Source organism: Mycolicibacterium aubagnense (genome assembly GCF_010730955.1).
Taxonomy (GTDB): Bacteria; Actinomycetota; Actinomycetes; order Mycobacteriales; family Mycobacteriaceae; genus Mycobacterium; species Mycobacterium aubagnense.
The window spans coordinates 92,732-115,862 of sequence record NZ_AP022578.1 but is presented as its reverse complement, the minus strand read 5'-3'; the positions used below and the strand labels follow the sequence as shown (position 1 = coordinate 115,862).

The following is a 23,131-nucleotide window of genomic DNA, read 5'->3' as shown; positions in this document are numbered from 1 at the left end:
TACCTGTTGTGGTGGCCGGACAGCCGAGGGTTCTTCGGCGGGCGGCGTTGGCTGCTGGCCTGTTGCTGGACAACATTCAGGTGCTGTACGGCAGGACGCCGCTGCCGGCAGCGATCTTCGAGGAACGCAGCACCACGGTGGGCTTGGGTCAGCCCAGTGGCGGTTCGCAGGGGTCGACGAGGCTGGCGAAGCGGCGCCGCGACGAGGATTTCACCGAGGTCGACGAGAATCCCGCGTTCGACGAGGAGGATGGCACCCCGCCGGAGTTGTCGTAGCTATCAGGCACAGTGTTGGGTGCTTGCCGGTATCCCAACCCGGTGACGTTGAATTGAGCGCACGATGATTGAGGTTTTTGGTGTCCGGGTCCGACAGGCCCGGTTGTTGCGACGAATGACAGCAAAGACGGTGGCCGAAGCCGCCGGGTGGAGCCCTGCCCGGCAGTCCCAGATCGAAAAAACGCAGATCATCCGACTCGATGACGCCGATGTCGAGCTGCTGGCGGGGTTGTTCCGTTTCCCTGAAGCATTTTTCGAATCGGCTCCGCAGACCCGGGTGTCGACGGAGGAGTTGTTGTTCCGCGCGCCCAAGTCGATGACGATGGGCGAGCAGGACTTTCTGGCGACGTTCGCGTCGCTGGCGGGCGATTTCCTCGCCGACCTCGATGACCGGTCGAAGCTGCCGCCGGTGAAGATTCCGACGATGGCTCCCGAAGAGCTGACGCACCGGTCGATCGCCGCGGCCGCGGCACGTCTGCGAGCAGCGATGGGCGTGGAACACGATGAGCCCCTTGATGATTTGATGTACGAGGCCGAGCGCCTCGGTGCACCGGTGATCGTGCGGCGCCGGGTGGCCGGGGAATGGGAAAGCGAGTTCGCCGCATCCCCGGCTCCGGCCCGCGACGAGAAGCATCTGGGTTATTCGAGCTGGGTGGGCCGGATGCGGGACCGGCCGCTGATTGTGTTGCGGGACAGTGATTCCTGGGAGCGGACCCGGTTCACGATCGCCCACGAGCTCGGGCATTTGGTGTTGCATTCGCACGCATACTGCTCGGTGAGCTCGGCCGATGAGCTCGAAGCCAACCGGTTCGCCACCGAACTGCTGGCCCCGGCGGCGGTGATCGCCGATGAGCTGCCCCGGTTGTTGTCGCTACTGAATCTGCGGCCGCTCAAAGACAAGTGGGGGTTGTCGCTGGGCTCGCTGATCATGCATCTGCGCGATTCGGGGTTGATCCCGGCAGAGCGAGCGAAAATGCTGACCACGCAACTGCATCGGCGGATCAACCCGGCCACCGGGCACACGTGGGGCATGACCGAGCCCGGCTTTAATGACCGTGCCCCGGAGCGGCCGCGGCTGCTGCGCAAGTGGGTGGAACGCTGCTACGGCGGCGCCTCGGTGCCGATGCTGGCCGCGCGGGAGTCGATGATTTATCCGGCCGACGTACTGGACTGGTTCCTGGCGACCCAGCGGCCGGCGCCGGCCGCCGAGCGCCAGCCGATGGCGGCGAGCGTCGTGCGGGCCGCACTCCTCGCCGGTGGGCGTGGCCCCGTCGCGGGTGGTGCGGCTCGATGATTTCCGTAAGGGCCGGCCGCGGTGACCGCGCCGGCGCGGGGGCGCTGCTGACGATGGCTGCGGTGCAGCGGATGTGCTTTGCCGATCGCCCGCCCACCTACACGGTGGTGGGCGTCGACAAGCTGCCCGTTGCCCCGGCCCGCGAGTACCTTGCGTTTCTTCGTGATCAGGGTGCGTCGCCAAATACGGTGCGCGCGTACGCCTATGGGCTGGCCGCGTGGTGGACGGTGCTGGAGCACACAGGTACCGCCTGGGATGACTTCCCGGCCAGCCTGTTCGGCACATTCCTGACCTACATGCGCCGCGGAGACTTACCGGGGGTGGCGCGCATCGGCGAACCCGAGACGATCAGAGCGGAGTCCACGCTGGGGCCGCGCAGCGCCGCGGTGTTGGCGATGTACCGGTATTTCGCCGATGCGCATGATTTGGAGCGCCCGTACCGCCGGTTGTATTCGACGCATGCCCGCAGCAGCCGCCGGGGCCGCTATGCGCCGTTTCTGGCCGGCGTGGGGCCCCATCCCGAGACCAACGGGCCGTTGTATCGGCTGCGGGCGGTGCAACGTTCCGAGACGCCGGTGCTGCTGCCCGAGCAGGTCAACGCGATCCTGGATGCGTGCAGCGTGCAAACGGTCACCGGCGCATGGTCGCGGGGCCCGGCGGGGCTGCGGGACCGGTTCTTTTTCGCGTTGCTCGCTGAGACCGGGATGCGGATCGGTGAGGCATTGTCGTTGCGGCACCAGGATTTTGACATCGCCGGTGGCGGTACCCCGTCGGTGCTGGTGGCCGGGCGTGATGATCATCGGCGCGGCCTGCGGGCCAAGTCGGGGCCGCGGCGCATCTTCATCGGCGATGACCTGGTCGCCCTCTACAGCGAGTACGTGTGGCAGCTGATCGCCGACGGCGCCGATATCGCGGTCGGGGACCTGTCGACGCATTTCGTGTTCGTGAACCTGGTGCGCGGGTGAAGTACGCGGCGCTGAGCGCGGACACCATCTACGACAAGGTCGATCTGATCACGGCGCGCTGCCCGGACATGCTGCCGGCGGACTGGACACCGCACTGGTTGCGGCACACCCATGCCACGGCGCTGCTGTTGGCCGGGGTGGAGCCGCATGTGGTGATGCGCCGTCTGGGTCACGCCGATGTGCAGACGACGTTGTCGATTTACGGGAACGCTCGGGAATTGCATCTGATGGGCGAGAATCACCTGGTTGCCTGATGGAGTCGGGGTTTTAGGCTAGCGGATATAGGGCATGAAAAGGGCTGCTGGCCAGTCTATTTGCCAAAGTGATCTCGTTTGATGCATGATTCGATCACTGTTCGGTGGCGTTGGGGGTCGGGTTGCGGCAGGTTGATCTGGCTGGGGCAGCACATCTGGAGCTGGTGTCCGGTATCGCACACCTGCGTCCGCAAGATGCGATGGCGGAGGCGATGTTTCGTGGCTGGCGTGCTCAGCAGGCTGCTCGGGGCTTCGTGAGGAGACAGTCACGGCGCGGGAGAAGCTGGTCCGTCGGTTCATGGATTTCGTCAATGACTATCCGTGGCAGTGGACCCCGACGCATATCGACGAGTGGTCGCTCTGGTTGGTCAGCGAGAAGCACCTGGCACCGTCGACGATCCGCGGCTACCAATGCTCGTTACGGCTGTTCAGCGAGTTTCTGATCGACGGCCGCTACGGGTGGGCGTTGGCATGCGAGGAAGAGTTCGGCACCCATCCGGTGGCGATCTGCCACGAATGGAACACGATCGCGCATTTGAACGACTACGAGGGTCGGCCGGAGGCCAGGCCGTTCACACGTGAGGAGATGCAGCGGTTCCTGGACTACGCCGACGACCAGGTCGATCGTGCGGTGCGGGCGAAACGTAAAGGGGCCCTTGCTGCTTTCCGCGATGCCACCGTCTTCAAGGTGATCTACGGGTGGGGGTTGCGTCGGACCGAGACCGCCAAACTTGACCTGGTGGATTTCGGCCGCAATCCTGCGGCGCCGCAGTTCGGCAGGTTCGGCACGCTCAACGTGCGTTACGGCAAGGCGAAACGGGGACAGCCGCCGCGGCGGCGGAACGTGTTGTCGGTGATGGATTGGGCGGTAGAGGCGGTCGCTGATTATGTCGAGAATGTGCGGCCGAAGTTCGGCTGCCCCGATCATCCGGCGCTGTGGGTGACCGAGCGGGGCGGGCGGATCAAGGCCGCGGAGATCAACGCTCGGTTCGTCTCCTATCGGGATGCGCTGAAGTTGCCGAAAGACCTTGTGCCCCACTCAATCCGTCACTCCTTTGTCACGCACCTCACCGAAGATGGTGTTGACCGGCGGTTCATCCAATCCCAGGTTGGGCACGAATGCGACAGTTCCACGGCCATCTACACCCACGTCAGCTCCGATTTCATGAACACCATGCTGCACAAGGCGCTCGCGCCCGTGCTTGGTCGGACCCCTCCAGCAGACAAGGACTGATGATGCCCGCCAAGCTCGACTACCACTGGCATCTGCGCACGGTCATGGCCGCCGGCGGCATGTTCGCGACCACCGATCTGATCGAGCCGCTGGAGCAGCGCGGCATCACCTTGTCGTCCAGTCAGGTCTACCGGCTCGTGGTCGAGCGACCCGAACGGCTGAGCCTGAAGATCCTGATGGCGCTGCTGGACATCCTCGACTGCACGATGGACGACTTGATCGAGCCGGCCGTCTCGGCCCGAGCGGGCGCCCGCGGGAAGAAGGCGGTCGGCGCCGAAGCCGGCCTCGGGGGCTTGCGACCCAAGCGGGCGCGCATTCGCGGCGCCGAGTGACCACCAGCGATCGGTCGGTTTCAGACCCGGTCGGGTTCATCACGGACTTGGTCGCGGCGGTCGATGATCGGCTCACACTCGAGCGGGCCAGGTCCGTCATCACCCGCGTCGCGGGTGGGCGAGCGAAATCGCGGCGCCTGGCAGCGTTTCTTGCCCAGCGCCCAGCGGTGCTGACCGATGGACGCTCTCCGGCGCCGCGGGCGGTCGGTGACCTGCTGATCGCCCTGAGAAAGGCCGGCGCAGAGGTTTCGCCGCCGGTCTGCGCCGAGTGCGGCACGCCGATGCGGACCCTCCAGCGTCGTGGTCAGGACTGGTTCTGCGGGGCCTGTAGCGTGCGTCCGGCCCCGTGTGCGGCCTGCGGGCAGCTTCGGCATGTCTCGACCCGGGATCGCGCCGGTGGGGCCGCTGCGCGCAATGCCCTGACCGCGACGACCGCGATCCGATCTCGGTCATCCACACCGTGGTGGCCCGGCTGGATCCGGCCGTCGACCGCGACCTCGTCGCCAGTGCGGTCAGCAGACTTGCGTCCCGGCCCGCGCATCAACGCAAGGTCGCCTGGGCCTTGGAAGCTGCACCCGAATTACTCACCGGCGCCGGGCATCTCGCCCCATCCGGGCGATCATCCCGCTGATCGATGCCCTGCACGCAGCAGGAGTCGCCGGGATCGTGCGGCCGGCATGCCCGCGCTGCGGTCGCGTCGTGCGGATCGACAAACCTCTTGACGGGCAACGTGTGCCGCACCTGCATCGCCCACACCCGCATCGAAGAATGCGCACGCTGCGGCGCGCGCCGCGAACCGGCCACTCGTGACCAGCAGGGCCGACCACTATGTCCAAACTGTTTGGTCACCGACCCTGACAACCTCGAAGACTGCCTCAACTGCGGTCGCCGCCGTCCGGTCAGCCTCCGGACCCCAGACGGGCCGATCTGCAGCACCTGCCCGTCCTTGCCGACCGCTTCCTGCTCGATCTGCGGCGACGAAAAGCCCTGCGGCACATCTCGAATCACCGGCCGACCATGGTGTCCTGCCTGCCAGCGCCGCACCGCCCGATGCAGCTCGTGCGGACGGACCGCCGCAGTGATCTCGGGCACCCTCGCCCAGCCGCACTGCGAGGACTGCACCACCCGCGCCATCTGGCGCGATTGCCCAACCTGCAGCGACCCGTCCTATCCGCACCCTGGTCAATGCGTTCGATGCCGAATCAATCAGCGTCTCAACGAGATCATCGGTCCGCCGTCGGCATCGCTTCATCCGGGGCTGCAGGCTTTGCGGCACAACATCGCTACCGCAGAACACCCCATCACCGCCATGCGATGGCTGAAGAAGAAGTCCGTCGCGCCGGTGCTGGCCGATCTCGCTGCCGGGCGCAGGGCGTTGACCCACGAAGCGCTCGACGAGCTGCCCCACAGTCAGCCTCTGGCGCACCTGCGCCATGTCCTCATCGGCGTGGGCGCCCTGCCGCGACGCGATGAGCACATGGTCCGCATCGAGCGGTTCATCGATCAGACCCTGGCTGCGCACGCGAACCTCGAGCAGCGGCAGGCGCTGCACCGCTACACGGTCTGGCACCTGATCCGTCGACTGCGGCAACGCAACAACGGGCACGCCATCACCATCCAGCAGTTCAACTCGGTGCGCCAACGCACCCACGCGGCCATCGCCTTCCTGGACTGGCTCACCGAACACCAGCTCACCCTCGGCAGCTGTCAGCAGGCCGACCTGGATCGCTGGCTCACCGACGCCGCCGCGACACATCGCGGGGCAGCGGGACACTTCATCCGATGGGCGCACAAGAACAAGCTGACCAGCGTCCGCATCGGCGCACACCGCTGGATGGGCCCCACCCGACCGCTCGATGACCAGAACCGCTGGAACATCGCGCGCCGCCTGTTGCACGACGACAGCCTCAAGCCCGATGACCGGCTGGCCGGCCTGCTCGTTCTCCTCTACGCGCAGACACCGGCTGCGATCTGCCGAATGACCATCGTCGATATCGAACTCGACGCTGATCCGGTCCGGCTGCACCTCGGCAGCTCGCCGATACACCTACCCGAGCCGGTTGCCGGCCTGGCCCGATTGAATATGTCAAATCGCAAGGGCCACGCAACCATTGGCGCGCTGACCCCCTCGATCTGGCTCTTTCCGGGCGGCCAACCCGGCCGGCCCATCAGCACCGGCCAGCTGACCCAACGATTGAACCGACTCGGCATCCGTCCCGGCGCCGCCCGCAGCACCGCACTGTTTCAACTCGCCACCGAGATCCCGGCAGCAATCCTGGCCCGCACCCTCGGCATCCATACCGACGTCGCCGTCTCCTGGCAACGCCTCTCCGCCGGCGACTGGACCAACTACGCCGCCGTCATCAGCAGCCGACCACAATCGCTGGCCCGCAACACGGAAACACGGGCATAGTGCCTACATGCGACACACCCCAACAGTGAACATCCCGGGGCTGGTTCTGGTCGCGAAATCGGACGCCGTTTCATCGCGAATCTCGACAATACGTAGGTGTGGGGAAAGTTCGAGTCCGTGAAATATTACGTCACCGCGGGTCTTTGACGGACGGCATGGGGTGTGGTCTCTCACTGGCGAAGAAGTACAGGCCGATGACCGCGGCGAGTGCCGCCCGGTACTGAACGTGGCCAGTGCTGCGGTGAACCCGGTGGTGAGCAGCGCTTGGAACAGGAGGCTTCCGGCGCCGAAGCCGATGAACAGGGTGCAGACGTTGAGGCCCATCGCCTGGCCGCGTTGGGCGGACAGCTGGGTGACGATCCCGGCCAGCAGCGGCTGGGTCAGGTCGTAGCCCAGGGACAGCATGCCGACAGCGAGGGCAGCCAGGATCAGCGGAACAGGGAGTGCGAGGAGCAGGGCGGCAGTGGACGCGACGGCCAGACCGAGGGGGATGAGTCGGGTGCGCCCGTATCGGTCGGCGAGCCGGCCGATGGCAGGACCGAAGAGGAAACCGGGAACGCCGTAGAGCAGCAACGCCAGGCCGATACCGACCAGCGTCAGACCGAATCGCTGGCTGAAATAGACGCCCAGCCAGGTATAGATGCCGGAGTGGATCACCGCGTTGATCAGGACATAGCCGTAGGTGCGGCGGGCACGCTGTTGGCGCAGCAGCGTGAAGTAGCCGCGCGCGATCTGCCCGACGCTTCGACGCTGCAGCGCGGACCCACCCTGCAGCTGCGAGCGCCGAAGCGTAAGTGCCACAAGCACGATCGCGGCGAGCCCGGCCACCCGAGAAACAGACCCTGCCAGCCGATCAGCGGTTCCAGCAGCGCCCCGGCACTGGAACCGAAGGCCATACCGCCAGCCATCGCGCCGAAAAGCCAGCCCAGCGCATGACCGCGCCGCTCGTAGGGGAACACATCACCGATCAGGGCCAGGGAGATCGGCACCACCCCGCTGGCGCCGAGCGCGGTCAGCAGCCGGAACGCGATAAACATGCGGGGGCCATCGGCCAGGGCGGTCAGCGCGGTGAGCACGACGAACCCGCAGCAGACCCCAGGATCACCCGTTTCCGGCCGATCCGATCCGAGAGCGGACCCCACAACAAGGTCATCGCCCCGTAGGGCACCAGGTAGGCGGGAACAGCGAGCCCAAGCAGATCGGTTGAGCTGCCGAACTCGTGCGCCAGTTGCGGAATGAGCGGCGCCACCATGAACGCCTGAAAGAAAATCAGGAACGTAGCGGCGGCCAAAGTCCGCAACAACCATTCCCGTGACCGCTGCGGTGAAGCCGGGGACGACAACGCGTGCCTCCTCTTTGCTCAGATCGCTGGCAATGCGTGCCGGCGGCAACCGGGTGAGGTCACTGTCAGGCCCCACCCCGGTGCGTTGGTGCCTAGCTGACTTTCTCCATCGTCTGTCCGCAGCAGCAGGTCGGATTCTGCTGTCCCTGACAGTCCGGCGGGGCACTCTTAGTCACCGTCACCTCGCATCCGCATTCGGGCACCGGGCAGCGATACACCTCACCCTCACGAAATGGCATGATCTACCTCCTTGTCGTGTTGTTCCAGCTAGACGACAGTAAGAGCTGGCCCTCGGGGCCAGGTCAAGTTGATCAGGAGGAAATCATGGCCTCGGACACTCTCACCGCCGGGCAGGCCGCCTCCCGCGCCGGCATCACGCGCAAGGCGCTGCGCTTATACGTGGCGAAAGGCCTCGTGGACGAACCCCCGCGCACCCCGGCCGGCTACCGCCTCTACGGCGCCGACGACGTCGCCGTGCTCACCTTCATCCGTCAGGCCCGCACACTGGGCCTACGCCTGGATGACATCGCCGCCATCCTGGACATCCGCCGTCACGGCTCGGCGCCATGCACCGCGGTTCGCGCGTTCATCGACACGCGCGTTGACGAGATCGATGCCGCGATCGCCGACCTGCGCGCCCTACGCCGCAGTCTCGTCAACACTCGAAATGCCCATCCAGTCGACGGTGCCACCGCGACCGTGCCGGCCACAATATGCCCCATCGTCGAGCACACCACCGAAAGCTGACCACAGGTTCCCCGACCGATCCCACTGACCGTGGGGCGGTTCCCATCCAGCCGACACTGCGGCAATCAAGATGACGTCAATATGGCGATAAGCGATCTTGAAACTCCACCAACACCGCCAGAATTCGCGATCAACTAGCGTCAGAATTCGCGATCAATGCCACGGGCATTCGGACAGTTCTGATATCCGACGTCACCATTATGGGTGACCGCCGATGCGGCGATGCGCACGGTGGCCGAATGGACGAACTATGTGGCGGGGTGGAAGGTGCACAGTGGCGGGCAATGACCGACTTACACACAGCGGGCAGCAGGGCGGCGCCGAGGAACACTGGACCGCGCAGTGGGATCGGGTCCCGGCGCCGTGGCGGACTCTGGTGTATCACCTCGATCAGGCCCCAGCCAACGCGCTGTTTGCGCCCAACCCCCGGTATCGGCCGGTCAGCGAGGGGCACGACTTCACTCCTGCCGATGTGCCGCAACGGATCTGCGACGAGCTGGCCTGGTGGGTGTGGCTGTGCGGTGAGGAGGACACCCGCAAGGTCGAGCCGTCACTGTTGAGATGGACCAGCCGCGCGCTGGGGATCGCGGCGGCCGACTACCGCCAGCAGCATCGCCGGCCGCTGGCCTCCATCGCCGATCTGACGCCGGAATCGATGGTGCGCCACGGGGTACTCGATTTCGAACGCCGCAACGGGCGGCTGCCCTCGGCGGGTTTTCGCACCAACGTCACCAATTTCGTCGAACACCTGCACCTGTATGTGGCGGTGCGCTGCACCGGGCGGCCCTGGTGGGACCACGACATCTGGAACTTGTACGCCGACCCGAGGATTCCGCGGCGCGAACATGAACCCCAGCACGACCAGGTGGTGCGCCTGGGCGGGGTCGAACCGGCGTGGTTGCGCGACGGTGTGCGGTTCTGGCTGCGCACCGCGCTGACCGCGGAACTGTTGCGGTGGTCCTCGCTCACCTCACGGGTCCGCGACATGAGCCGTCATCTGGGCCCGTTCCTGGCCGCACGCCGGATCGACGACCCGGCCCTGCACGCCGACCGGGCGGCGGTGCGGTTGCTGTTCACCGATTTCACCGACTACCTGAAATCACCGGCGGCGCAGGCGAAACCGGACCGGCCGTTGTCCTCGACCGCGATCGCCGGGATCCAGTCGCGTATCCAGACGTTCTACACGTTCATGGTCGATCATGCCGAGGAAGCCGCGGTCGCGACCGGTGAGCCGCGGTGGGCCGGCTTGACCGACACGCACACGCGGCTGTGGGGTGCGGCGTTCCGCCCGCCGCAGCCGCACCCGACGGAGCTGACCTGGTATTCGACCGCCGAGCTGCAGCAGATGCTGTGCTATCTGGATGTTTTGGCCGCCGACAAGGACATCCCCGTGGTCATCACCCACCCTGATTCGACCATTTCGGTGGTCGCAGGCCTGGGAGACCCCCAAGCGGCCCGGGCGTGGCTGCTGCAAGCGCTGACCGGGCGGCGGGCCTCGGAAATCTTGATGCTCGATGCCGATCCGCTGGAGGCGATCCCCGGCCGTGACCGCGCTGCCGCCGCGGACCCGGAAGGTTTTGTGGCCAAGCTGCGCTACCAGCAGACCAAGGTCGACGGGGTGTGCCCGACCATCCTGGTCGAGCAGGCCATCGTCAACGTCATTGTCGAGCAACAAGACTGGGTGCGCCGGCACCACCCGGGCCTGGCCCCGAAGTACCTGTTCTTGGGGGTGCGGTTCCAGCACCAGGGGCAGCGGGCCCGTAGCTACAACTCCTACCGCCTAATCCTCGACAAGCTCGATGGCATCCACGGCCTCACCGACAGCGCCGGGCGACCGCTCAAGTTCAGCCAAACCCACCGGCTGCGGCACACCCGGGCCACCGAACTGCTCAACGACGGGGTACCCATCCATGTGGTGCAGCGCTACCTCGGACATGCCTCCCCGGAGATGACGCTGCGCTACGCGGCGACCCTGCAGGCCACCGCCGAAGCAGAATTCTTGAAACACAAGAAGATCGGTGCCCACGGCACCGACATCACGATCAGCCCATCGGACATCTACGACATGACCCAACTCGCGGCGCGCACCGACCGGGTGTTGCCCAACGGGGTGTGCCTGCTGCCCCCGGTGACCACCTGCGACAAAGGCAACGCCTGCCTGTCCTGCGGGCATTTCGCCACCGACGCCACCCACCTGGACGAACTGATCGACCAGCGCACCAAAACCCTCACCCTCATCGACGTGCGCCGCGACCAATTCCACGCCCGCACCGGCCGCGAGCTGACCGACGACAATGTCTGGATTCACCAACGGCGCCGCGAGGTGGCTTCGTTGGACGCCATCATCGGGCGCATCGAAGCCACCGACACCGACGAGGCCGCCGGGGTCGGTGGCGCGGGCACCGCGGGTCGTCAACCCGGCTTACAGGTCAGCACCCGGGGCAGTCACGAATCGGTGCTGCGCAAAGCTGACCCGGGAACGCCCCGGTGACCCGCACACCCCCGCCGCCGCCGACCGCCAAAGCCAAAGCGGCGCTGGCCAAATACCGTGACGGTGTCAGCGCCGACAAGCGCCGCGACATCGAAAAGGCCATCGCCTACCTGCGCAAAACCAAGGCCACCATCAACGTCTCCGCGGTGGCCCGCCGCGCCAAGGTAACCCGCAAAACGGTCCTCAAACATGACGACCTGATGGTGATCATCAACCAGTACCGCAACCGGCCCGCCGCCGGCGGCGACCACCCGCCGGCCACGAGCCGCGAAAGCAGCATCATGGCCGCGTTGCGCCGCAAGATCGCCGCTCAAGAAGCCGAAATCAACAACCTCAAAACCACGGTGGCACAACAGCAAGCCACCATCGAACTGCTCTACGGTCAACTGGAGGACCGGCACTACGGCGACCCCGCTGGTTAGGTGCAGCAGTTGGGGTCCAGCACGACGCAGAGGGCGACCAGGGCGTCGCGGTGGGCGATGTGAAAGACGTTCATGCCGCCCACCGCGGGGGCCGCGGACCGGCCGGGCTACCGATAGGTCAGCAGCCGCAGCCCTCACCGCGCCAGGATTCGATGCCCTCCCGCACCGCCGCAGCAGCGATGAGCAGACCGATGGCCGGATCGAGCCACCAACCCCCGGGCCAGATCGCGGTGACCGCCAAACCGATCAGTACCGCGGCGGCTTGGGCGGCGCACAGGTAGTTCTGGGTGCCTTCACCGGCGGTGGCCCCCGAGCCCAGGATCACTGCCAGCCGGTGTTTGGCATAGCCCAGCAGCGGCATGATCACCAGCGCCAGGGCGGTCAGCGCGATGCCGATGGCGCTGGTCTCGCTGTGCTGCCCGCCAGCAGGTGATGGATGGATTCCGCGGCGATGTAGGGGGCGATCAGCCAAAACGACACCGCCACCGCGTATTGGGCGCGCCGCTCGGCGGTCGATGACAGGGTGCGCGCCCCGGTGAACCGCCACACCACAATCAGGCTCGCGAGCCCCTCCACCGCGCTGCCCAGCGCCCATCCGGTTAACGCGATCGACCCGGCCATCAGGCCCTGCCAGAGCCCGACGAGCCCCTCGGTGAGCATCCAGGCCAGGCTGACCCAGGCCAGCAACCGTGCCCACCGTGCAGCCCGATGCCACCGCGCATCGCGCACCGGCCCCGCCGGCACGGACCCGCACCCGTCGTCGCACGCACCGTCGGGGGGCACGCTGGTGGGACGGGCGGCCGGGCCGCCGTGGGTGGTCATTGCGGCTGCCCGGCGGCCGGGTCTGCGCCGTAGGTGGGGCATAGCGCCACCAGGTTGCCGGTGGCCTGCAATACGGCCTCGGCGGCGGCCAGCACCTCGGTCAGCGCCGGCTGGGTGAGCCGAAACACCGAAGCCCGGCCCGCCGGCTCGGAGTCCACCAGGCCGCACTCACGCAGGCAGCCAAGGTGTCTGGACACCGTGGACTGTGCCAATCCCACCGCGGTCGCCAAGTCGGTGACCCGCGCCGGGCCGGTGGCCAGCCGGCGCACGATCGCCAGCCGGGTGGGATCGCCCAACGACCGAAACAGCGCCGCGGCCGGCGCCAACTCGACACGATCAACCACAACATTGGGCGTTGTCATCGTCATTTGACGATGCTATAGCAGGACGGCGAAGTGGGGACCTTCGCCTCTGGAGGCCCGGCACCCACCGGATGCATGCTGGCGGCAGCGATCACGTGGTCAAGCGATCGACTTGTTCCTACGACACGGCCCAGGAGGCGTCATGTGCGGTTGGGGTGGTAATGGCTGGATGTGGAACGGCGGCTACGGCGGCGGATGGGGTTGGGGCGGCTGGATTCTGACTGCCGTGGTCGCGGTGCTGTTTTTCGCGGTGCTGATCACCGCGATCGTGGCGGCGGTGCGCTACCTGAGCGGCACCCATCACGGGGCCGCGGGCGCCGCACCCGGGGCCCGCACCGCCGAGGACATGCTGGCCGAACGCCTGGCGCGGGGGGAGATCGATGACACCGAATACCGCCAGCGCATGACGGCACTGCGCGAACACCGTTGAACGCCATGAAAACTCACCGTTTGTGGCTGGTCGTGGCCATCGCGGCCAGCTCGCTGGTGCTCGGGCTGGGCGCCACCGCGATCGCGTACCGCACCGGCCCCGGTGCCCGCCCGATCCCACCGGCCAGCGCCGGCCCCTACCCGGCCTGGCCCGCCTACCGCGGGTATCCGGGCGGCACGGGAATGTGGGGGTCGTGGGGCCCGGCGATGATGGGCCCGTGGCGCCAATACCCGGGCGGCCCGACGTCCTGCGCGGCGCCGGCGCTGCCGGGGACGGTTGTCGATGTCAACGTCACCGACATGGGCTCGATGATGGGCCCCGGCAGGCACATGATGATGGGGCCGCGGATGATGCCCGGCATGGGCATGATGCGGATCTACCTGTCCCCGGCCACGGTGCCCGCCGGACCGGTGTCATTCCGCGTCCTGAACACCGGTGCGATGGTGCACGAGCTGGTGGTACTGCCGCTGCCCGCAGGACAATTCGCGGGCCGGCGCCCCAGCGGCCCCGACGGCACCGTCGATGAGACCGGCAGCCTCGGTGAAGCCTCCCGCAGCTGCGCCGCCGACCGTGGCGACGAACAATCACCGGACTACGGCATCGCCCCCGGCGCCCTGGGCTGGACCACCATCACCCTGCCGCCGGGCCGCTACGAGCTGGTCTGCAACATCGCCGGTCACTACGTCTCGGGTATGTCCGCCGAACTCGACGTCACCGGGCCGCCCCGATAAGCACCAGGAAAGGACCGCCGCCATGTTCACCGCACGCACCACGATCACGGCACTGGCCGCCGCCGCGCTGGTCAGCGCGCTGGTCCCTACATTCACCGCCGTCAGCAGCGCTGACACCGCTACCCCGCAACCGCGAACCGGAGTGTGGGCGCCGATCGGCTCGGACCTTCCGACGCAAGGCCCGCCGGGCTGCTGGACCCCCAACGGCTGGGACCCCGGATGCTATTGGGGCCCAGGCATGATGGGGCCCGGTTCCTGGGGCCCAGGCATGATGGGGCCCGGCCCCATGATGGGACCCGGCTCCTGGGGACCGATGATGGGCCCCGGCCCTTGGGGACCGATGATGGACCCCTGGTGACACCACTAACCCACCAATCACGCAGGGGCACAACACATACCAACGAGGCGCACCGGTCTCACCCGGGCAGCCCGCGCACGCCGCCACACCCATCTCATCGACGTATCTGCCGTCGTGAACGATCAGCACCCAGAGGAATCCACCGATGAACATCGCGATCTCCACCACGCTGCACACCGACTTCGATGACGCCGTCACCCGCACACGAAACGCCCTGCAACAACAAGGCTTTGGCGTGCTCACCGAGATCGACATGAAAGCGACCATCAAAGCCAAACTCGGCACCGACATGGAGGACTACCTCATCCTGGGCGCCTGCAACCCCCCGCTCGCCCACCAGGCCGTCACCATTGACCGCCAGATCGGGTTACTGCTGCCCTGCAACGTCGTCGTGCGCGCCCACCCCACCGACACGGGCACGGTGATCATCGAAGCAATGAACCCCATGCTGATGGTCGACGTCACCGACGAACCCGCACTCAAAGACATCGCCGACCAAGCCACGACAAAACTGCAAGCCGCAATCGACGCCCTCACCGCATAAAACCCAACCCGAAACCGCAGCGCCGACCTGCCCGAATCGCGAACAGAGTGCGCAGGCGCGGAATTCCAGGCACCGCCAAACCAATCCGGCGCGCCACCACTTCAGCCACAAGAGCCGCCGAATCGCCACCTAAACGGAAACACCCTGCAACGCAATCGTATCCGCTTACGCCCAGACCAGTCCCATAACCTAAGGGGGAACAACAGAACACACCCGAATACAACCCCAGATAAACAACCAGCAATCCGACCTCACCGCCACACGCCAACGCCACAACCCAGGCGACGGCGGCGACACTGACCACGGTGGACGGCAAAACCGTCGAACTGCCCGCTGCCGCCCCGACCGCGATCCTGTTCTTCTCCTACGGGTGCGGCGAATGCGTCGGCGGCGGTAAATCCCTGGCCGCTGCTCGGGCGGCCGTGGAGAAAGCCGGAGGCAGCGCCAAGTTCCTAGCCGTCGACATCGTCCCCACCGAGAAACCCGCCGATGTTCGCCACTTCCTGGACCAGATCGGCGGCACCAGCCTGCCCGCGGTCGTCGATACTAACGGGGCCCTGACCAGCCGCTACCAGGTGACCGCGCCGACCACCGCCCTCGTCATCGACCCGTCCGGGCAGATCAGCTACCGCGGCCACGCCCCGTCCCAGGATCAGATCCTGGCCGCCCTCGGCAGCAGCGCCGCACGGTGAACCTGCTCGCGCTCGCGTTTACCGCTGGCATGCTCGCCCCGGTCAACCCCTGCGGGTTCGCGCTGCTACCGGCGTGGATCACCGGCACCATCGCCACCGGCGGCACCGATGCGGTGCTCGTGCGGCTGGCCCGGGCACTGCGCACCGGGGCCGTCCTGACCATCGGGTTCACCGGCACCCTCACCCTCGCCGGTATCGCGATCAGTGCCGGTGCCCGGACCCTGGTGACGGCTGCTCCCTGGCTCGGGATCACGATCGGGCTCACCCTGGCCATCTTGGGCGGCTTCATGCTCACCGGCCGCACCATCGGTCTGCGTATGCCTGCCCGGACGCGTCATCGGCCGGACTCCCCAACAGCCGGTGGTGTGCTCGCGGCCGGAATCGGCTACGCCCTGGCGTCACTGTCCTGCACCTTCGGGGTACTGCTCGCGGTGATCGCCCAGGCCCAGGCCACCAGCGGATGGGGCGGTCTGCTGGCAGTGTTCACCGCATACACAGCCGGTGCCGCCACCATCTTGATGCTGGTCAGCGTCGGCACCGCCATCGCCGGCACGGCCCTGACCCGGCATCTGGGTATCCTCGCCCGCCACGGGACCCGCGTCACCGCCGTTGTCCTCATCGCCACCGGCGCCTACCTCGCGTGGTACTGGCTGCCCGCGGCCACCGGGCACACCGCCAGCGGCGGCAACCTGCTCACCGGCTGGTCGGCCACCGCGACCGGATGGCTGCAGGACCACGCCCTCCCGGCCAGCGTCATTGCCGCCTTCGCTGTGGTGGTCAGCGCGGTGGCCGCGTGCTGGACCACCCACCGCCGGCCAATCACCGGCAAGCAGCGCCGCCGGTGATGATTCACCGGCCGATACACCCAGCCAGATACCACTGTCCCTAACGATTAGAAAGCCGATAGATACAACCGTCGGACACAGTCAGATGCACACCACAAGTGCCTTACTGATAAGGCACATTCAAGACTGCCGACCCCTAAGCGCGACACGCCAGTTCTGCGCCGTCTGAGCGTGTCGTCAATACGGCAGTGGCGAATAGGCGTCGGTACTGCGCCCATTGCTCGACGGGGGTGGCGTCGGCATGGTGGGCGCCGGTGCGTTCGTTGATGCGGTCGAGCAGTAGCGTCGGCCAGGCGGGTTCCGTTGGCGTCCTGGGCTGTTCAACCCGAGGGCGAGCTGTGAGCAATGTTGCGGCTACGGCGATCACATCGGGGTAGGCCACCACGTGCGCTTCTAGGCCATTCTGCAGAATCCCCGCCGCCACGTGACGCTCTGCGTGAGCCCAGAAGACCAGGATGTGGCGGGCGTCGCCCAAGGCGTCATGAAGGTCGACCTCTGAATACTGACGGGCCAAGCGCCGATGCGTGCGCCCGGCACTGAGCACCGTGGGCCGGTCACGAAGATCCACCTGGTCGTCAAGAACGCGCGTTGGTGAACCGATCCAGCGTCGGTGACGGTGGCATACGGAGACATGTGCAGGCAGGTAGCAGTAGACGGGTTCGTGTATTCCCTTGCGTGCCATACATCTTTGACACAAAGGGCGGCGGAGATATTGCTTGAGCGCGGTGGGGTCGCCAGCAAGCCCGCAGAGACGGGACCGGATTACCTGCTCAGGTTGGCCGCTGACGACGGCCAACCAGTCCGGTCGCGGCCGGGCTGCGCATGATTCGGCGACATGGCCGCGCAGTGTGGAGACGCCGATATGGTTGGCGCGGGCCAGCCTGTCGATGTAGGACGATACGGCTTCCCAACGGAACGGTGCGATCGTTCGCGGGAGCCGCTGGCGTGGTCCGCGCGGCCACGGCCTGACAGTTGCCACGTCAGCTGGCCGTGCGGGCCGCGGCCGTGTGGGCGGCGTAGTCGATCAAAATATCGTCCATGGCCTCGCGGGTGATGTGCTCGGTGCCGTCGAGCATCGCTTGGATTGCTGAAGCCCGGATCAAGTGGGCCAGGCTGCCGATCATCCCGCCGGTGCGGCGGTGCAGGTAACGGGCCTGGGCGACAAGGCTTCCCGGTTCGTGTCGATGCAGACGCAAGGTACCTTCCATGGCGGCGACGAGTTGTCGCCACTCCTTGGCGTCGGGGAATGCGCTGGTGTGGATCACCCCGCAACGGCCGGCCAACTGCCGTCCCCGCGTGCCGGTGAACAGCCCCGAGCGTTCCACTTCGATCCCGGCGTAAACGAATGTCGCAGGCAGATGCTCGGTGAAGTATTTGAGGTGGTCGGACAGTTCTTCGCCGGCGCGGGTGTCGAGGTTGAGGTTGTGGATTTCATCGACCACCACGATGTCGGTACGGGCATCGATGAGCACCTGGCACACGGCATCGGAAATATCGGTCACGTTCATCCGCTGATTGAGCGTGGGAAGCCCCAGAAACCGTGCGAACTCCATCGCCAACTTGCGGGGCGACCCTTTCGGCGGGGCCGTCACATACACCACCGGAATCCGGCTCTCATCGCCGGGAAACCGTGCACGGGTGCGCAATTCGTGAAACCGACCCAGTTGCTTGATCGCCGTAGTTTTCCCCGTCGCTGCCCCGCCGGAGATGATCAGCCCGCGCCGGGCCCCGATCTCGCGCTGGTTGAGCAATGTCAACAGCCGGCCCTGATGGGTGATCGCTTCGATCGCCGACGTGGTGACCACCACCAGCTCCGAATGATGCGCAACCCGGGCCTCGTTGTAGGCCGTCCGCTCGTCCTCACCGAGGCTGGCCCACTCGTCGTCGGCGAGCAACGTGAACTCCGGCGGATCGGCATCAACAAAACGCCGCCAGCCCTCCAGCGTCGTGGTCGGCTGGCGGCGATCCTCTAACTGACCCACCGCCGCAATCTCGGTCACAGTCGCCACGTTTGGGCCTCCTTGCGTGCATCAAACACCGGCAGGGGTATGACCTCCGCCATCTCGCCGTCATCGTCGAAAGTCTCGTTGTCGGCGGCCCGTTCCGACGGTGACGGGCCATGATGTTCGGATGATTCCGTCGGGTCCGGCCAGTCCCGGCCGGCGCTCGCGGCGCTGGTCCGTCCAGTCACTCGGCGCTCGGCTTTCGTCTGCTGCTGCGGCCCAGCGGCGGCGCGGTCCAGCAAGTCCTCCGCGATGGCCGCAATCTCCGCTTCCTGGGTCTTCTGGGCCCCTCTGCGGTCGGCTACGGAGCGGGCGTGGCGCCACAGTGTCTCGCCGAACGGCACCGGCGAGGACCGAAGGTGCGTCCACGTCGCGGCCAGCCATCCGTCTTCGTGGTGATTGCGCACCCAAATCCTCGACACGTCATACGGGTCGTAGTGCACTTCCCACTGTCCGTTACGGGCATCGACCCCGGAATGCTGGCGCCGGTATGGGTTGAGCGCCTTGGCGTCATAGGTGCGATGGTTGATCCGGACCCCGTAACTGTTGATTGTGCGCCACTGCACGGGAAGCAATTCGATATAGTCGTCGGCGTCCAGTGGGACCGGTACATAGCCAGCCACCTCAACGAGGGCAGTGTATTTCTCGTTGGGAGACAACGCTTTCCCCGGCGTCACCGGATCCCGCAGGCCATCGTGGGGGCGGTTCTGCCACACCGCGATGATCCACTCGTCCAGCAGCGCCTGCAGCTCAATCATCGACCACACCGCGTCGTCCTCGGCGTTTTTCCCACGCCGCTCCACCGATGAACCGACGTAACCGGCCACGTACTGTGCGAACAGGGTGCCCACCGACTGCAATGTCCGCTCGATCTTCGGCTTATCGGTCGGGCAGTCGGGATGAGCCGGCTGCAGATTGATCCCCAATGTGCAGCACGCTTGCCGAAATGTTTGGGACAGATACGCTTTCCCGTGATCGCAGACGATCGTCTCGGGAGCGATCACCGGCCTGGCCGCAGCATCGGCCAGGCGCTGATCGACACTGGTCAGGCTGTGGTGCGGAAGTACCGACCGGGACATCCGCAGCGCATCGGCCCATCCCGGGCGCATCGGTTCGGGCGTCAATGCCCGCGCCAAGAGCAGTGACGCGTCCACTGCTTTGGTCGTCGGTCGCAGCACCGCGGCCGGGATGGACCGCGTAGCGTTGTCGACCATCGCAGTCAGCTCGACTCGGTCTACCATGCCGTCATCGAGCACTACCCGTACATCCAGAAGGGTTGAATCGATTTCCACCATCTCGCCGGGGCGCACCACGGTGATCGACCCGAATGGGCCATCGGGCTGCTTGGACAGCGATCGCCGCGTCCGTGCTGACCCGAACGTGTGCCGTCCTTCCGCGAGGCGCTTGACCAGCCGGTAGAAGGTGGGCTGCGACGGCATCGCGGGCGCGTCGTCGGCACCATAGGTGGCCACCAGCGTCTTGGCGACCCGCCGTTGCAGACGCTGCACCGTTCCCGTTGACAGGTCGGTCTCGCCCTCGATCGCATCCCGCACCGCGGCGACGACACGGTCGTCCACACGGCCGAATACCGCGCGCCGCCGATTATGGCGCCCGTCAACCACTCCCAGGAGCCCGTCCCGTTCGTAGGCAAATCGGCGACGCTGCAACGCATTCCGACTCACGTCGTGGCCGGCGGCACGCAGCTCGTCCAACTTGGCCAGCTCACGCTGCCGCAGAGATCGTTTCGCCGTGTCGAACTCTGGGCGGGGACGAATGCCCGCGGCCGTCCCAGGCGGGCGGCCGCTGAGGATCTCCACGATGTGGCGCTCCCACCACCGTGCTTGCTCGACGGCTGCCTCGGGAATGCCAGCCAGCATTTCCTCAGAACACAGTGGCGGTCGCGACCCCGACACCAATTCCAATGCCGGATCAACCATCAGCTGCGAGAGCGGCACCACAATCTGCTCGCCGACAGCGTCAACCAGTCGAGCTGATCCGCCCGACAGGGTTACGACGGTGAAAACACCTGCTGATAAACGGATTTCGTCTCCCTCTCGGACGACACCCGTTCGCACGTCAGGTCACCACCCGGTCCCGAGGCCAATCGCCGTGTCGTCGCCAAGTGCCGCTCCTTGCAGATCGGCAACTAAACGGCCGTGCCAGAGCAGATGAAACAGTACGGGCAGCACCACCAAAGGAGTCCCGACCGCGTGCACACCAGCCATCAACGGACGGACCCGAGCGAAGACCTCCGCCAGTTGATCAGCCAAACCGATCTTCAATACTCGCGGATGCCGATAACCCGACAACCAACGTAGATTCGCCCGCAGCACTGGATCGAGGGAACCGACACGCAGGTAATCCCAACCGACCATCGCGCACGTGGCGGCAGACCGATCGAACACGTCCCGATCAGCGTCAGAGATCCGGTCGTCCTCACGAACGTCGACTACGACGACAGATCCATCGCGGCGCCGCACGAAGTAGTCAGGAGCATGCCGCGTGCCGTCACGCCAATGAATCCAAAATGGTTGCGACAGAACACCAACAACATCCGGATCGGCATCCAACGCCATCAACTGGTCACGTTCTACCCAGGACTCGTGACCTACATGTGCGCCGGTTGTGGCGAACCACCACAGCCCGGGAAAGTTACGCTGACCTCGAAACGAGGGGAAATTCCGCACTGGTGAACAGTCCAACTCAAACCGGGTTGCAGCACATCGGTCCAGCGATTGCCGCGTGCATCCCTCGCGGGTGTTGAACTCCAAGTCCACTGCACTCGCTACACCTGGCCCAGCCGAAACAGCCGACGTCAGCACACATAAACGCTAAGCCTCGTGCCCCAGATTCAATGAGAAAGACACGCACTTACCCCAGATTCAATGAGAATGCCCCAGAATCAATGAGAACGGACATCAACGGCAGGAGGTTCGCGCCCGTGGACCACAGCGTGCTGCGCGAACCCTGGACCGCCATTCGCGTACCTATGGCAGCTTCAAAATATTCGTCACTGTGACGGAATTGCGCAGGCCCTGACATAACGGTCTCCGGCGGGCTCCGCCGCACTCAGAGAATAGCCGGGATTTCCACCGAACGGATATGCGCGGCACCCTCAGCTGTGACACGGACGCCCAACTCAAGGCTCTCGCGAAGACCATTGATACGCCGGGATGCTGCACCATGCATCCTCGCGCCGGCACCCTCGATCTCCTCGGCGTTGCGCACGAGAGCATCGCGCGTGGCTCCCCTCACGGCGGTGGTCTCGTAGATACTCGCAGCGAACTGCTCGGTGGCGTCCCGGTAATGGTCGAGCAGATCGCCGAGAGGAGCGATCTGGGGCAGCAGCTGTGTTGCATCCCGCTGGGCCAGGTATGGCATGGCAGTTCCCTTCGGAGAATCGGTTTCGTCCCTTAGGGATCACGCTAGCCGCTTACGGGGCGCTGCGCGGACGACTTTTTCCGGCGCACCACCGCCAGCTCGCACCCCGCACCAGGGCATGCCCGCCGCCTGGGCTCATTCGACCGCGCTGTTCGCCCGACGTCGTCGAACCACCCATCTCAGAGTCCGCACGAGCATCACAACGATGGTTACCGCGATCGCGGCCAGGCCCGCCACGTCGATGGCGGAGACGACAAACAGCCTCCCCGCTTCCGAACCGCACAGGTCCCAGAAGCTGTGCGCCACAACGACTCCTGTCATAGCCGCCCACACCATCGCTGGGATAGGCGTGTTACTGGCTCTCTTGCGCAGGTCAATCCGCATGACGACAAAGCCAAGGACCAGTATCCCGCCCGACCAAATCGCAATCCACAGCGCCCACCGGCCGACGTTGTCCATCTGCGCGTAGTACAGGTGCGGAAGCAGACGCGCAACGATATTGATTGCGAGAGCGCCCAATTGAGTCCGCATTCGGGCGCGGGCAAACAGTGCCCAGGCCACGCCAGTGAACGCAAACTCCTCTTGGAAGCCCGCGAGGATGGAGTCCATGATCGCCGGCCCCGGCGGGAGCGCCTGCATTGTTGCGATGTGACACCACGGCTCAGCTCCGAAACCACTCTTGACGTAAGCGTTACCTGCCACCTGTGTCGCCAGCATCGCCAGGAAGGCGCACCCAGACAGGCGAAGCAGCGCCGATTCCCGCCAAAAAGGTTGCAGCCGTGCGGCACTAGGATATGTGGCAGCCAGGACGGCGGCCAGAACGAAGGCCCCCGCCGACCCTTCGAGAAGCCGGCTGAACACGTCCGGGAACGCCGCGCCGCCACCGCTGCACCGATGAGAAACCCAGCCCACGAGACCACCTGCGGCACGGGAACCAAACACCGCCACCAGGCTCAAGGCGTACACCGACAGGGCGACCGTTGAACGACTGACTGCTCTGCGGGTCAGTAGTGCCGCAACGGTGAGAGCAGCCACTAGTTGCACGAGGACGATCGCCGCTGCAGCCGCCCGGTGCGGCGGTCGGGCGTCGACCAGACCGATCACTCCGTCGACGCCGATCAGCGCGATCGCTGCTGCCATGAGCGCATTGACACCCGAAACGACTGGTGTCACTTGTCGATCCAGACCTTGAAA

22 protein-coding genes and 6 pseudogenes are annotated in these 23,131 nt (G+C 66.1%); 16 read left to right on the top strand and 12 right to left on the bottom strand.

Going from position 1 to position 23,131, the window contains the following annotated elements; translation table 11 throughout:
- The first annotated feature begins 11 nt into the window (after window positions 1-11).
- The 7 genes and pseudogenes from G6N59_RS29690 to G6N59_RS31405 all read left to right on the top strand — a co-directional run bounded on the left by G6N59_RS29690 (window position 12) and on the right by G6N59_RS31405 (window position 6,767).
- Window positions 12-275, top strand: coding sequence for a hypothetical protein (locus tag G6N59_RS29690; protein WP_220099702.1), 264 nt, complete (start codon window positions 12-14; stop codon window positions 273-275).
- Window positions 276-339: 64 nt separating this feature from the next.
- Window positions 340-1,569: a helix-turn-helix domain-containing protein gene (locus G6N59_RS29685; RefSeq protein ID WP_163912248.1), complete on the top strand. Its 1,230-nt coding sequence runs from the start codon at window positions 340-342 to the stop codon at window positions 1,567-1,569.
- Window positions 1,570-1,622: 53 nt separating this feature from the next.
- Window positions 1,623-2,740, top strand: a pseudogene (locus G6N59_RS29680) (tyrosine-type recombinase/integrase); the annotation flags it as partial.
- A 248-nt stretch (window positions 2,741-2,988) separates the two neighbouring features.
- A pseudogene (locus G6N59_RS29675) lies at window positions 2,989-4,022 on the top strand (tyrosine-type recombinase/integrase).
- A gap of 2 nt (window positions 4,023-4,024) precedes the next feature.
- The gene (locus G6N59_RS29670; RefSeq protein ID WP_179970297.1) at window positions 4,025-4,354 is read left to right on the top strand and encodes a helix-turn-helix domain-containing protein; all 330 of its coding nucleotides are present in this window, start codon (window positions 4,025-4,027) and stop codon (window positions 4,352-4,354) included.
- A 346-nt stretch (window positions 4,355-4,700) separates the two neighbouring features.
- Window positions 4,701-4,985 (top strand): hypothetical protein, encoded by a 285-nt coding sequence (locus tag G6N59_RS31410; protein WP_235678781.1) that lies wholly within the window; start codon window positions 4,701-4,703, stop codon window positions 4,983-4,985.
- A 678-nt stretch (window positions 4,986-5,663) separates the two neighbouring features.
- Window positions 5,664-6,767, top strand: a complete 1,104-nt coding sequence (locus G6N59_RS31405) for a site-specific integrase (protein WP_197907899.1) — start codon at window positions 5,664-5,666, stop codon at window positions 6,765-6,767.
- Window positions 6,768-6,770: 3 nt separating this feature from the next.
- Here G6N59_RS31405 and G6N59_RS31740 read toward each other — a convergent pair whose 3' ends face one another.
- The 3 genes and pseudogenes from G6N59_RS31740 to G6N59_RS31730 all read right to left on the bottom strand — a co-directional run bounded on the left by G6N59_RS31740 (window position 6,771) and on the right by G6N59_RS31730 (window position 8,109).
- Complete coding sequence (locus tag G6N59_RS31740; protein ID WP_306789653.1) at window positions 6,771-7,595, bottom strand: MFS transporter; 825 nt, start codon at window positions 7,593-7,595, stop codon at window positions 6,771-6,773.
- Between the two features lie 62 nt (window positions 7,596-7,657).
- Window positions 7,658-7,804: pseudogene (locus G6N59_RS31735) on the bottom strand (MFS transporter); the annotation flags it as partial.
- Window positions 7,805-7,827: 23 nt separating this feature from the next.
- Complete coding sequence (locus G6N59_RS31730) at window positions 7,828-8,109, bottom strand: MFS transporter (protein WP_163912240.1); 282 nt, start codon at window positions 8,107-8,109, stop codon at window positions 7,828-7,830.
- Between the two features lie 324 nt (window positions 8,110-8,433).
- Between G6N59_RS31730 and G6N59_RS29645 the strand changes: the two genes are divergently transcribed.
- The 3 genes from G6N59_RS29645 (at window position 8,434) to G6N59_RS29635 (ending at window position 11,769) form a co-directional block, all read left to right on the top strand.
- Window positions 8,434-8,856 (top strand): MerR family DNA-binding protein, encoded by a 423-nt coding sequence (locus G6N59_RS29645; protein ID WP_163911226.1) that lies wholly within the window; start codon window positions 8,434-8,436, stop codon window positions 8,854-8,856.
- A 274-nt stretch (window positions 8,857-9,130) separates the two neighbouring features.
- Window positions 9,131-11,347 (top strand): tyrosine-type recombinase/integrase, encoded by a 2,217-nt coding sequence (locus tag G6N59_RS29640; RefSeq protein ID WP_163912237.1) that lies wholly within the window; start codon window positions 9,131-9,133, stop codon window positions 11,345-11,347.
- Window positions 11,344-11,769: a transposase gene (locus G6N59_RS29635; protein ID WP_138232146.1), complete on the top strand. Its 426-nt coding sequence runs from the start codon at window positions 11,344-11,346 to the stop codon at window positions 11,767-11,769. The genes G6N59_RS29640 and G6N59_RS29635 overlap by 4 nt, the downstream gene beginning before the upstream one ends.
- Here the strand turns inward: G6N59_RS29635 and G6N59_RS31400 are convergent.
- From G6N59_RS31400 to G6N59_RS29620, 3 genes and pseudogenes are all read right to left on the bottom strand, one after another.
- Window positions 11,766-11,846 (bottom strand): annotated as a pseudogene (locus G6N59_RS31400) (Rv2640c family ArsR-like transcriptional regulator); the annotation flags it as partial. The gene G6N59_RS29635 and the pseudogene G6N59_RS31400 sit on opposite strands and share 4 nt — an antisense overlap.
- A gap of 41 nt (window positions 11,847-11,887) precedes the next feature.
- Window positions 11,888-12,591 (bottom strand): annotated as a pseudogene (locus G6N59_RS29625) (hypothetical protein).
- The gene (locus G6N59_RS29620; RefSeq protein WP_138232344.1) at window positions 12,588-12,953 is read right to left on the bottom strand and encodes an ArsR/SmtB family transcription factor; all 366 of its coding nucleotides are present in this window, start codon (window positions 12,951-12,953) and stop codon (window positions 12,588-12,590) included. Before G6N59_RS29620 ends, G6N59_RS29625 begins: the two are co-directional and overlap by 4 nt.
- A 142-nt stretch (window positions 12,954-13,095) precedes the next feature.
- Between G6N59_RS29620 and G6N59_RS29615 the strand changes: the two genes are divergently transcribed.
- The 6 genes and pseudogenes from G6N59_RS29615 (at window position 13,096) to G6N59_RS29590 (ending at window position 16,553) form a co-directional block, all read left to right on the top strand.
- A complete protein-coding gene (locus G6N59_RS29615) occupies window positions 13,096-13,383 on the top strand; it encodes an SHOCT domain-containing protein (protein WP_234884381.1) in 288 nt (95 codons plus the stop codon).
- 5 nt (window positions 13,384-13,388) lie between these two features.
- Window positions 13,389-14,114: a sulfocyanin gene (locus tag G6N59_RS29610; protein ID WP_138232148.1), complete on the top strand. Its 726-nt coding sequence runs from the start codon at window positions 13,389-13,391 to the stop codon at window positions 14,112-14,114.
- Window positions 14,115-14,136: 22 nt separating this feature from the next.
- Complete coding sequence (locus G6N59_RS30760) at window positions 14,137-14,472, top strand: hypothetical protein (RefSeq protein WP_179970298.1); 336 nt, start codon at window positions 14,137-14,139, stop codon at window positions 14,470-14,472.
- A gap of 145 nt (window positions 14,473-14,617) precedes the next feature.
- Window positions 14,618-15,016: a DUF302 domain-containing protein gene (locus G6N59_RS29600; protein ID WP_138232149.1), complete on the top strand. Its 399-nt coding sequence runs from the start codon at window positions 14,618-14,620 to the stop codon at window positions 15,014-15,016.
- A gap of 287 nt (window positions 15,017-15,303) precedes the next feature.
- A pseudogene (locus G6N59_RS29595) lies at window positions 15,304-15,708 on the top strand (TlpA family protein disulfide reductase); the annotation flags it as partial.
- Window positions 15,705-16,553: a cytochrome c biogenesis CcdA family protein gene (locus G6N59_RS29590; protein ID WP_024444598.1), complete on the top strand. Its 849-nt coding sequence runs from the start codon at window positions 15,705-15,707 to the stop codon at window positions 16,551-16,553. The pseudogene G6N59_RS29595 and the gene G6N59_RS29590, both read left to right, overlap by 4 nt.
- Window positions 16,554-16,689: 136 nt before the next feature.
- Here G6N59_RS29590 and G6N59_RS31395 read toward each other — a convergent pair whose 3' ends face one another.
- From G6N59_RS31395 to G6N59_RS29560, 6 genes are all read right to left on the bottom strand, one after another.
- Window positions 16,690-17,235: a hypothetical protein gene (locus G6N59_RS31395; RefSeq protein ID WP_226522004.1), complete on the bottom strand. Its 546-nt coding sequence runs from the start codon at window positions 17,233-17,235 to the stop codon at window positions 16,690-16,692.
- A gap of 298 nt (window positions 17,236-17,533) precedes the next feature.
- Window positions 17,534-18,562, bottom strand: coding sequence for a TniB family NTP-binding protein (locus G6N59_RS29580; protein ID WP_005148661.1), 1,029 nt, complete (start codon window positions 18,560-18,562; stop codon window positions 17,534-17,536).
- Complete coding sequence (locus G6N59_RS29575) at window positions 18,550-20,514, bottom strand: TnsB C-terminal domain-containing protein (RefSeq protein WP_005148662.1); 1,965 nt, start codon at window positions 20,512-20,514, stop codon at window positions 18,550-18,552. Before G6N59_RS29575 ends, G6N59_RS29580 begins: the two co-directional genes overlap by 13 nt.
- 123 nt (window positions 20,515-20,637) lie before the next feature.
- A complete protein-coding gene (locus G6N59_RS29570) occupies window positions 20,638-21,378 on the bottom strand; it encodes a TnsA-like heteromeric transposase endonuclease subunit (protein WP_011894084.1) in 741 nt (246 codons plus the stop codon).
- A gap of 247 nt (window positions 21,379-21,625) precedes the next feature.
- Complete coding sequence (locus G6N59_RS29565; RefSeq protein WP_138230761.1) at window positions 21,626-21,937, bottom strand: hypothetical protein; 312 nt, start codon at window positions 21,935-21,937, stop codon at window positions 21,626-21,628.
- A gap of 135 nt (window positions 21,938-22,072) precedes the next feature.
- Complete coding sequence (locus G6N59_RS29560) at window positions 22,073-23,077, bottom strand: hypothetical protein (protein WP_138230760.1); 1,005 nt, start codon at window positions 23,075-23,077, stop codon at window positions 22,073-22,075.
- Window positions 23,078-23,131 lie beyond the last annotated feature (54 nt).

Excerpts from the sequence above, each read along its gene's own strand:
- G6N59_RS29685 (WP_163912248.1), top strand. The coding sequence starts at position 340 with ATGATTGAGGTTTTTGGTGTCCGGGTCCGACAGGCCCGGTTGTTGCGA.
- G6N59_RS29670 (WP_179970297.1), top strand. The coding sequence starts at position 4,025 with ATGCCCGCCAAGCTCGACTACCACTGGCATCTGCGCACGGTCATGGCC.
- G6N59_RS31405 (WP_197907899.1), top strand. The coding sequence starts at position 5,664 with ATGCGATGGCTGAAGAAGAAGTCCGTCGCGCCGGTGCTGGCCGATCTC.
- G6N59_RS29645 (WP_163911226.1), top strand. The coding sequence starts at position 8,434 with ATGGCCTCGGACACTCTCACCGCCGGGCAGGCCGCCTCCCGCGCCGGC.
- G6N59_RS29620 (WP_138232344.1), bottom strand. The coding sequence starts at position 12,953 with ATGACAACGCCCAATGTTGTGGTTGATCGTGTCGAGTTGGCGCCGGCC.
- G6N59_RS29615 (WP_234884381.1), top strand. The coding sequence starts at position 13,096 with ATGTGCGGTTGGGGTGGTAATGGCTGGATGTGGAACGGCGGCTACGGC.
- G6N59_RS29610 (WP_138232148.1), top strand. The coding sequence starts at position 13,389 with ATGAAAACTCACCGTTTGTGGCTGGTCGTGGCCATCGCGGCCAGCTCG.
- G6N59_RS30760 (WP_179970298.1), top strand. The coding sequence starts at position 14,137 with ATGTTCACCGCACGCACCACGATCACGGCACTGGCCGCCGCCGCGCTG.
- G6N59_RS29600 (WP_138232149.1), top strand. The coding sequence starts at position 14,618 with ATGAACATCGCGATCTCCACCACGCTGCACACCGACTTCGATGACGCC.
- G6N59_RS31395 (WP_226522004.1), bottom strand. The coding sequence starts at position 17,235 with ATGGCACGCAAGGGAATACACGAACCCGTCTACTGCTACCTGCCTGCA.
- G6N59_RS29565 (WP_138230761.1), bottom strand. The coding sequence starts at position 21,937 with ATGCCATACCTGGCCCAGCGGGATGCAACACAGCTGCTGCCCCAGATC.
- G6N59_RS29560 (WP_138230760.1), bottom strand. The coding sequence starts at position 23,077 with ATGGCAGCAGCGATCGCGCTGATCGGCGTCGACGGAGTGATCGGTCTG.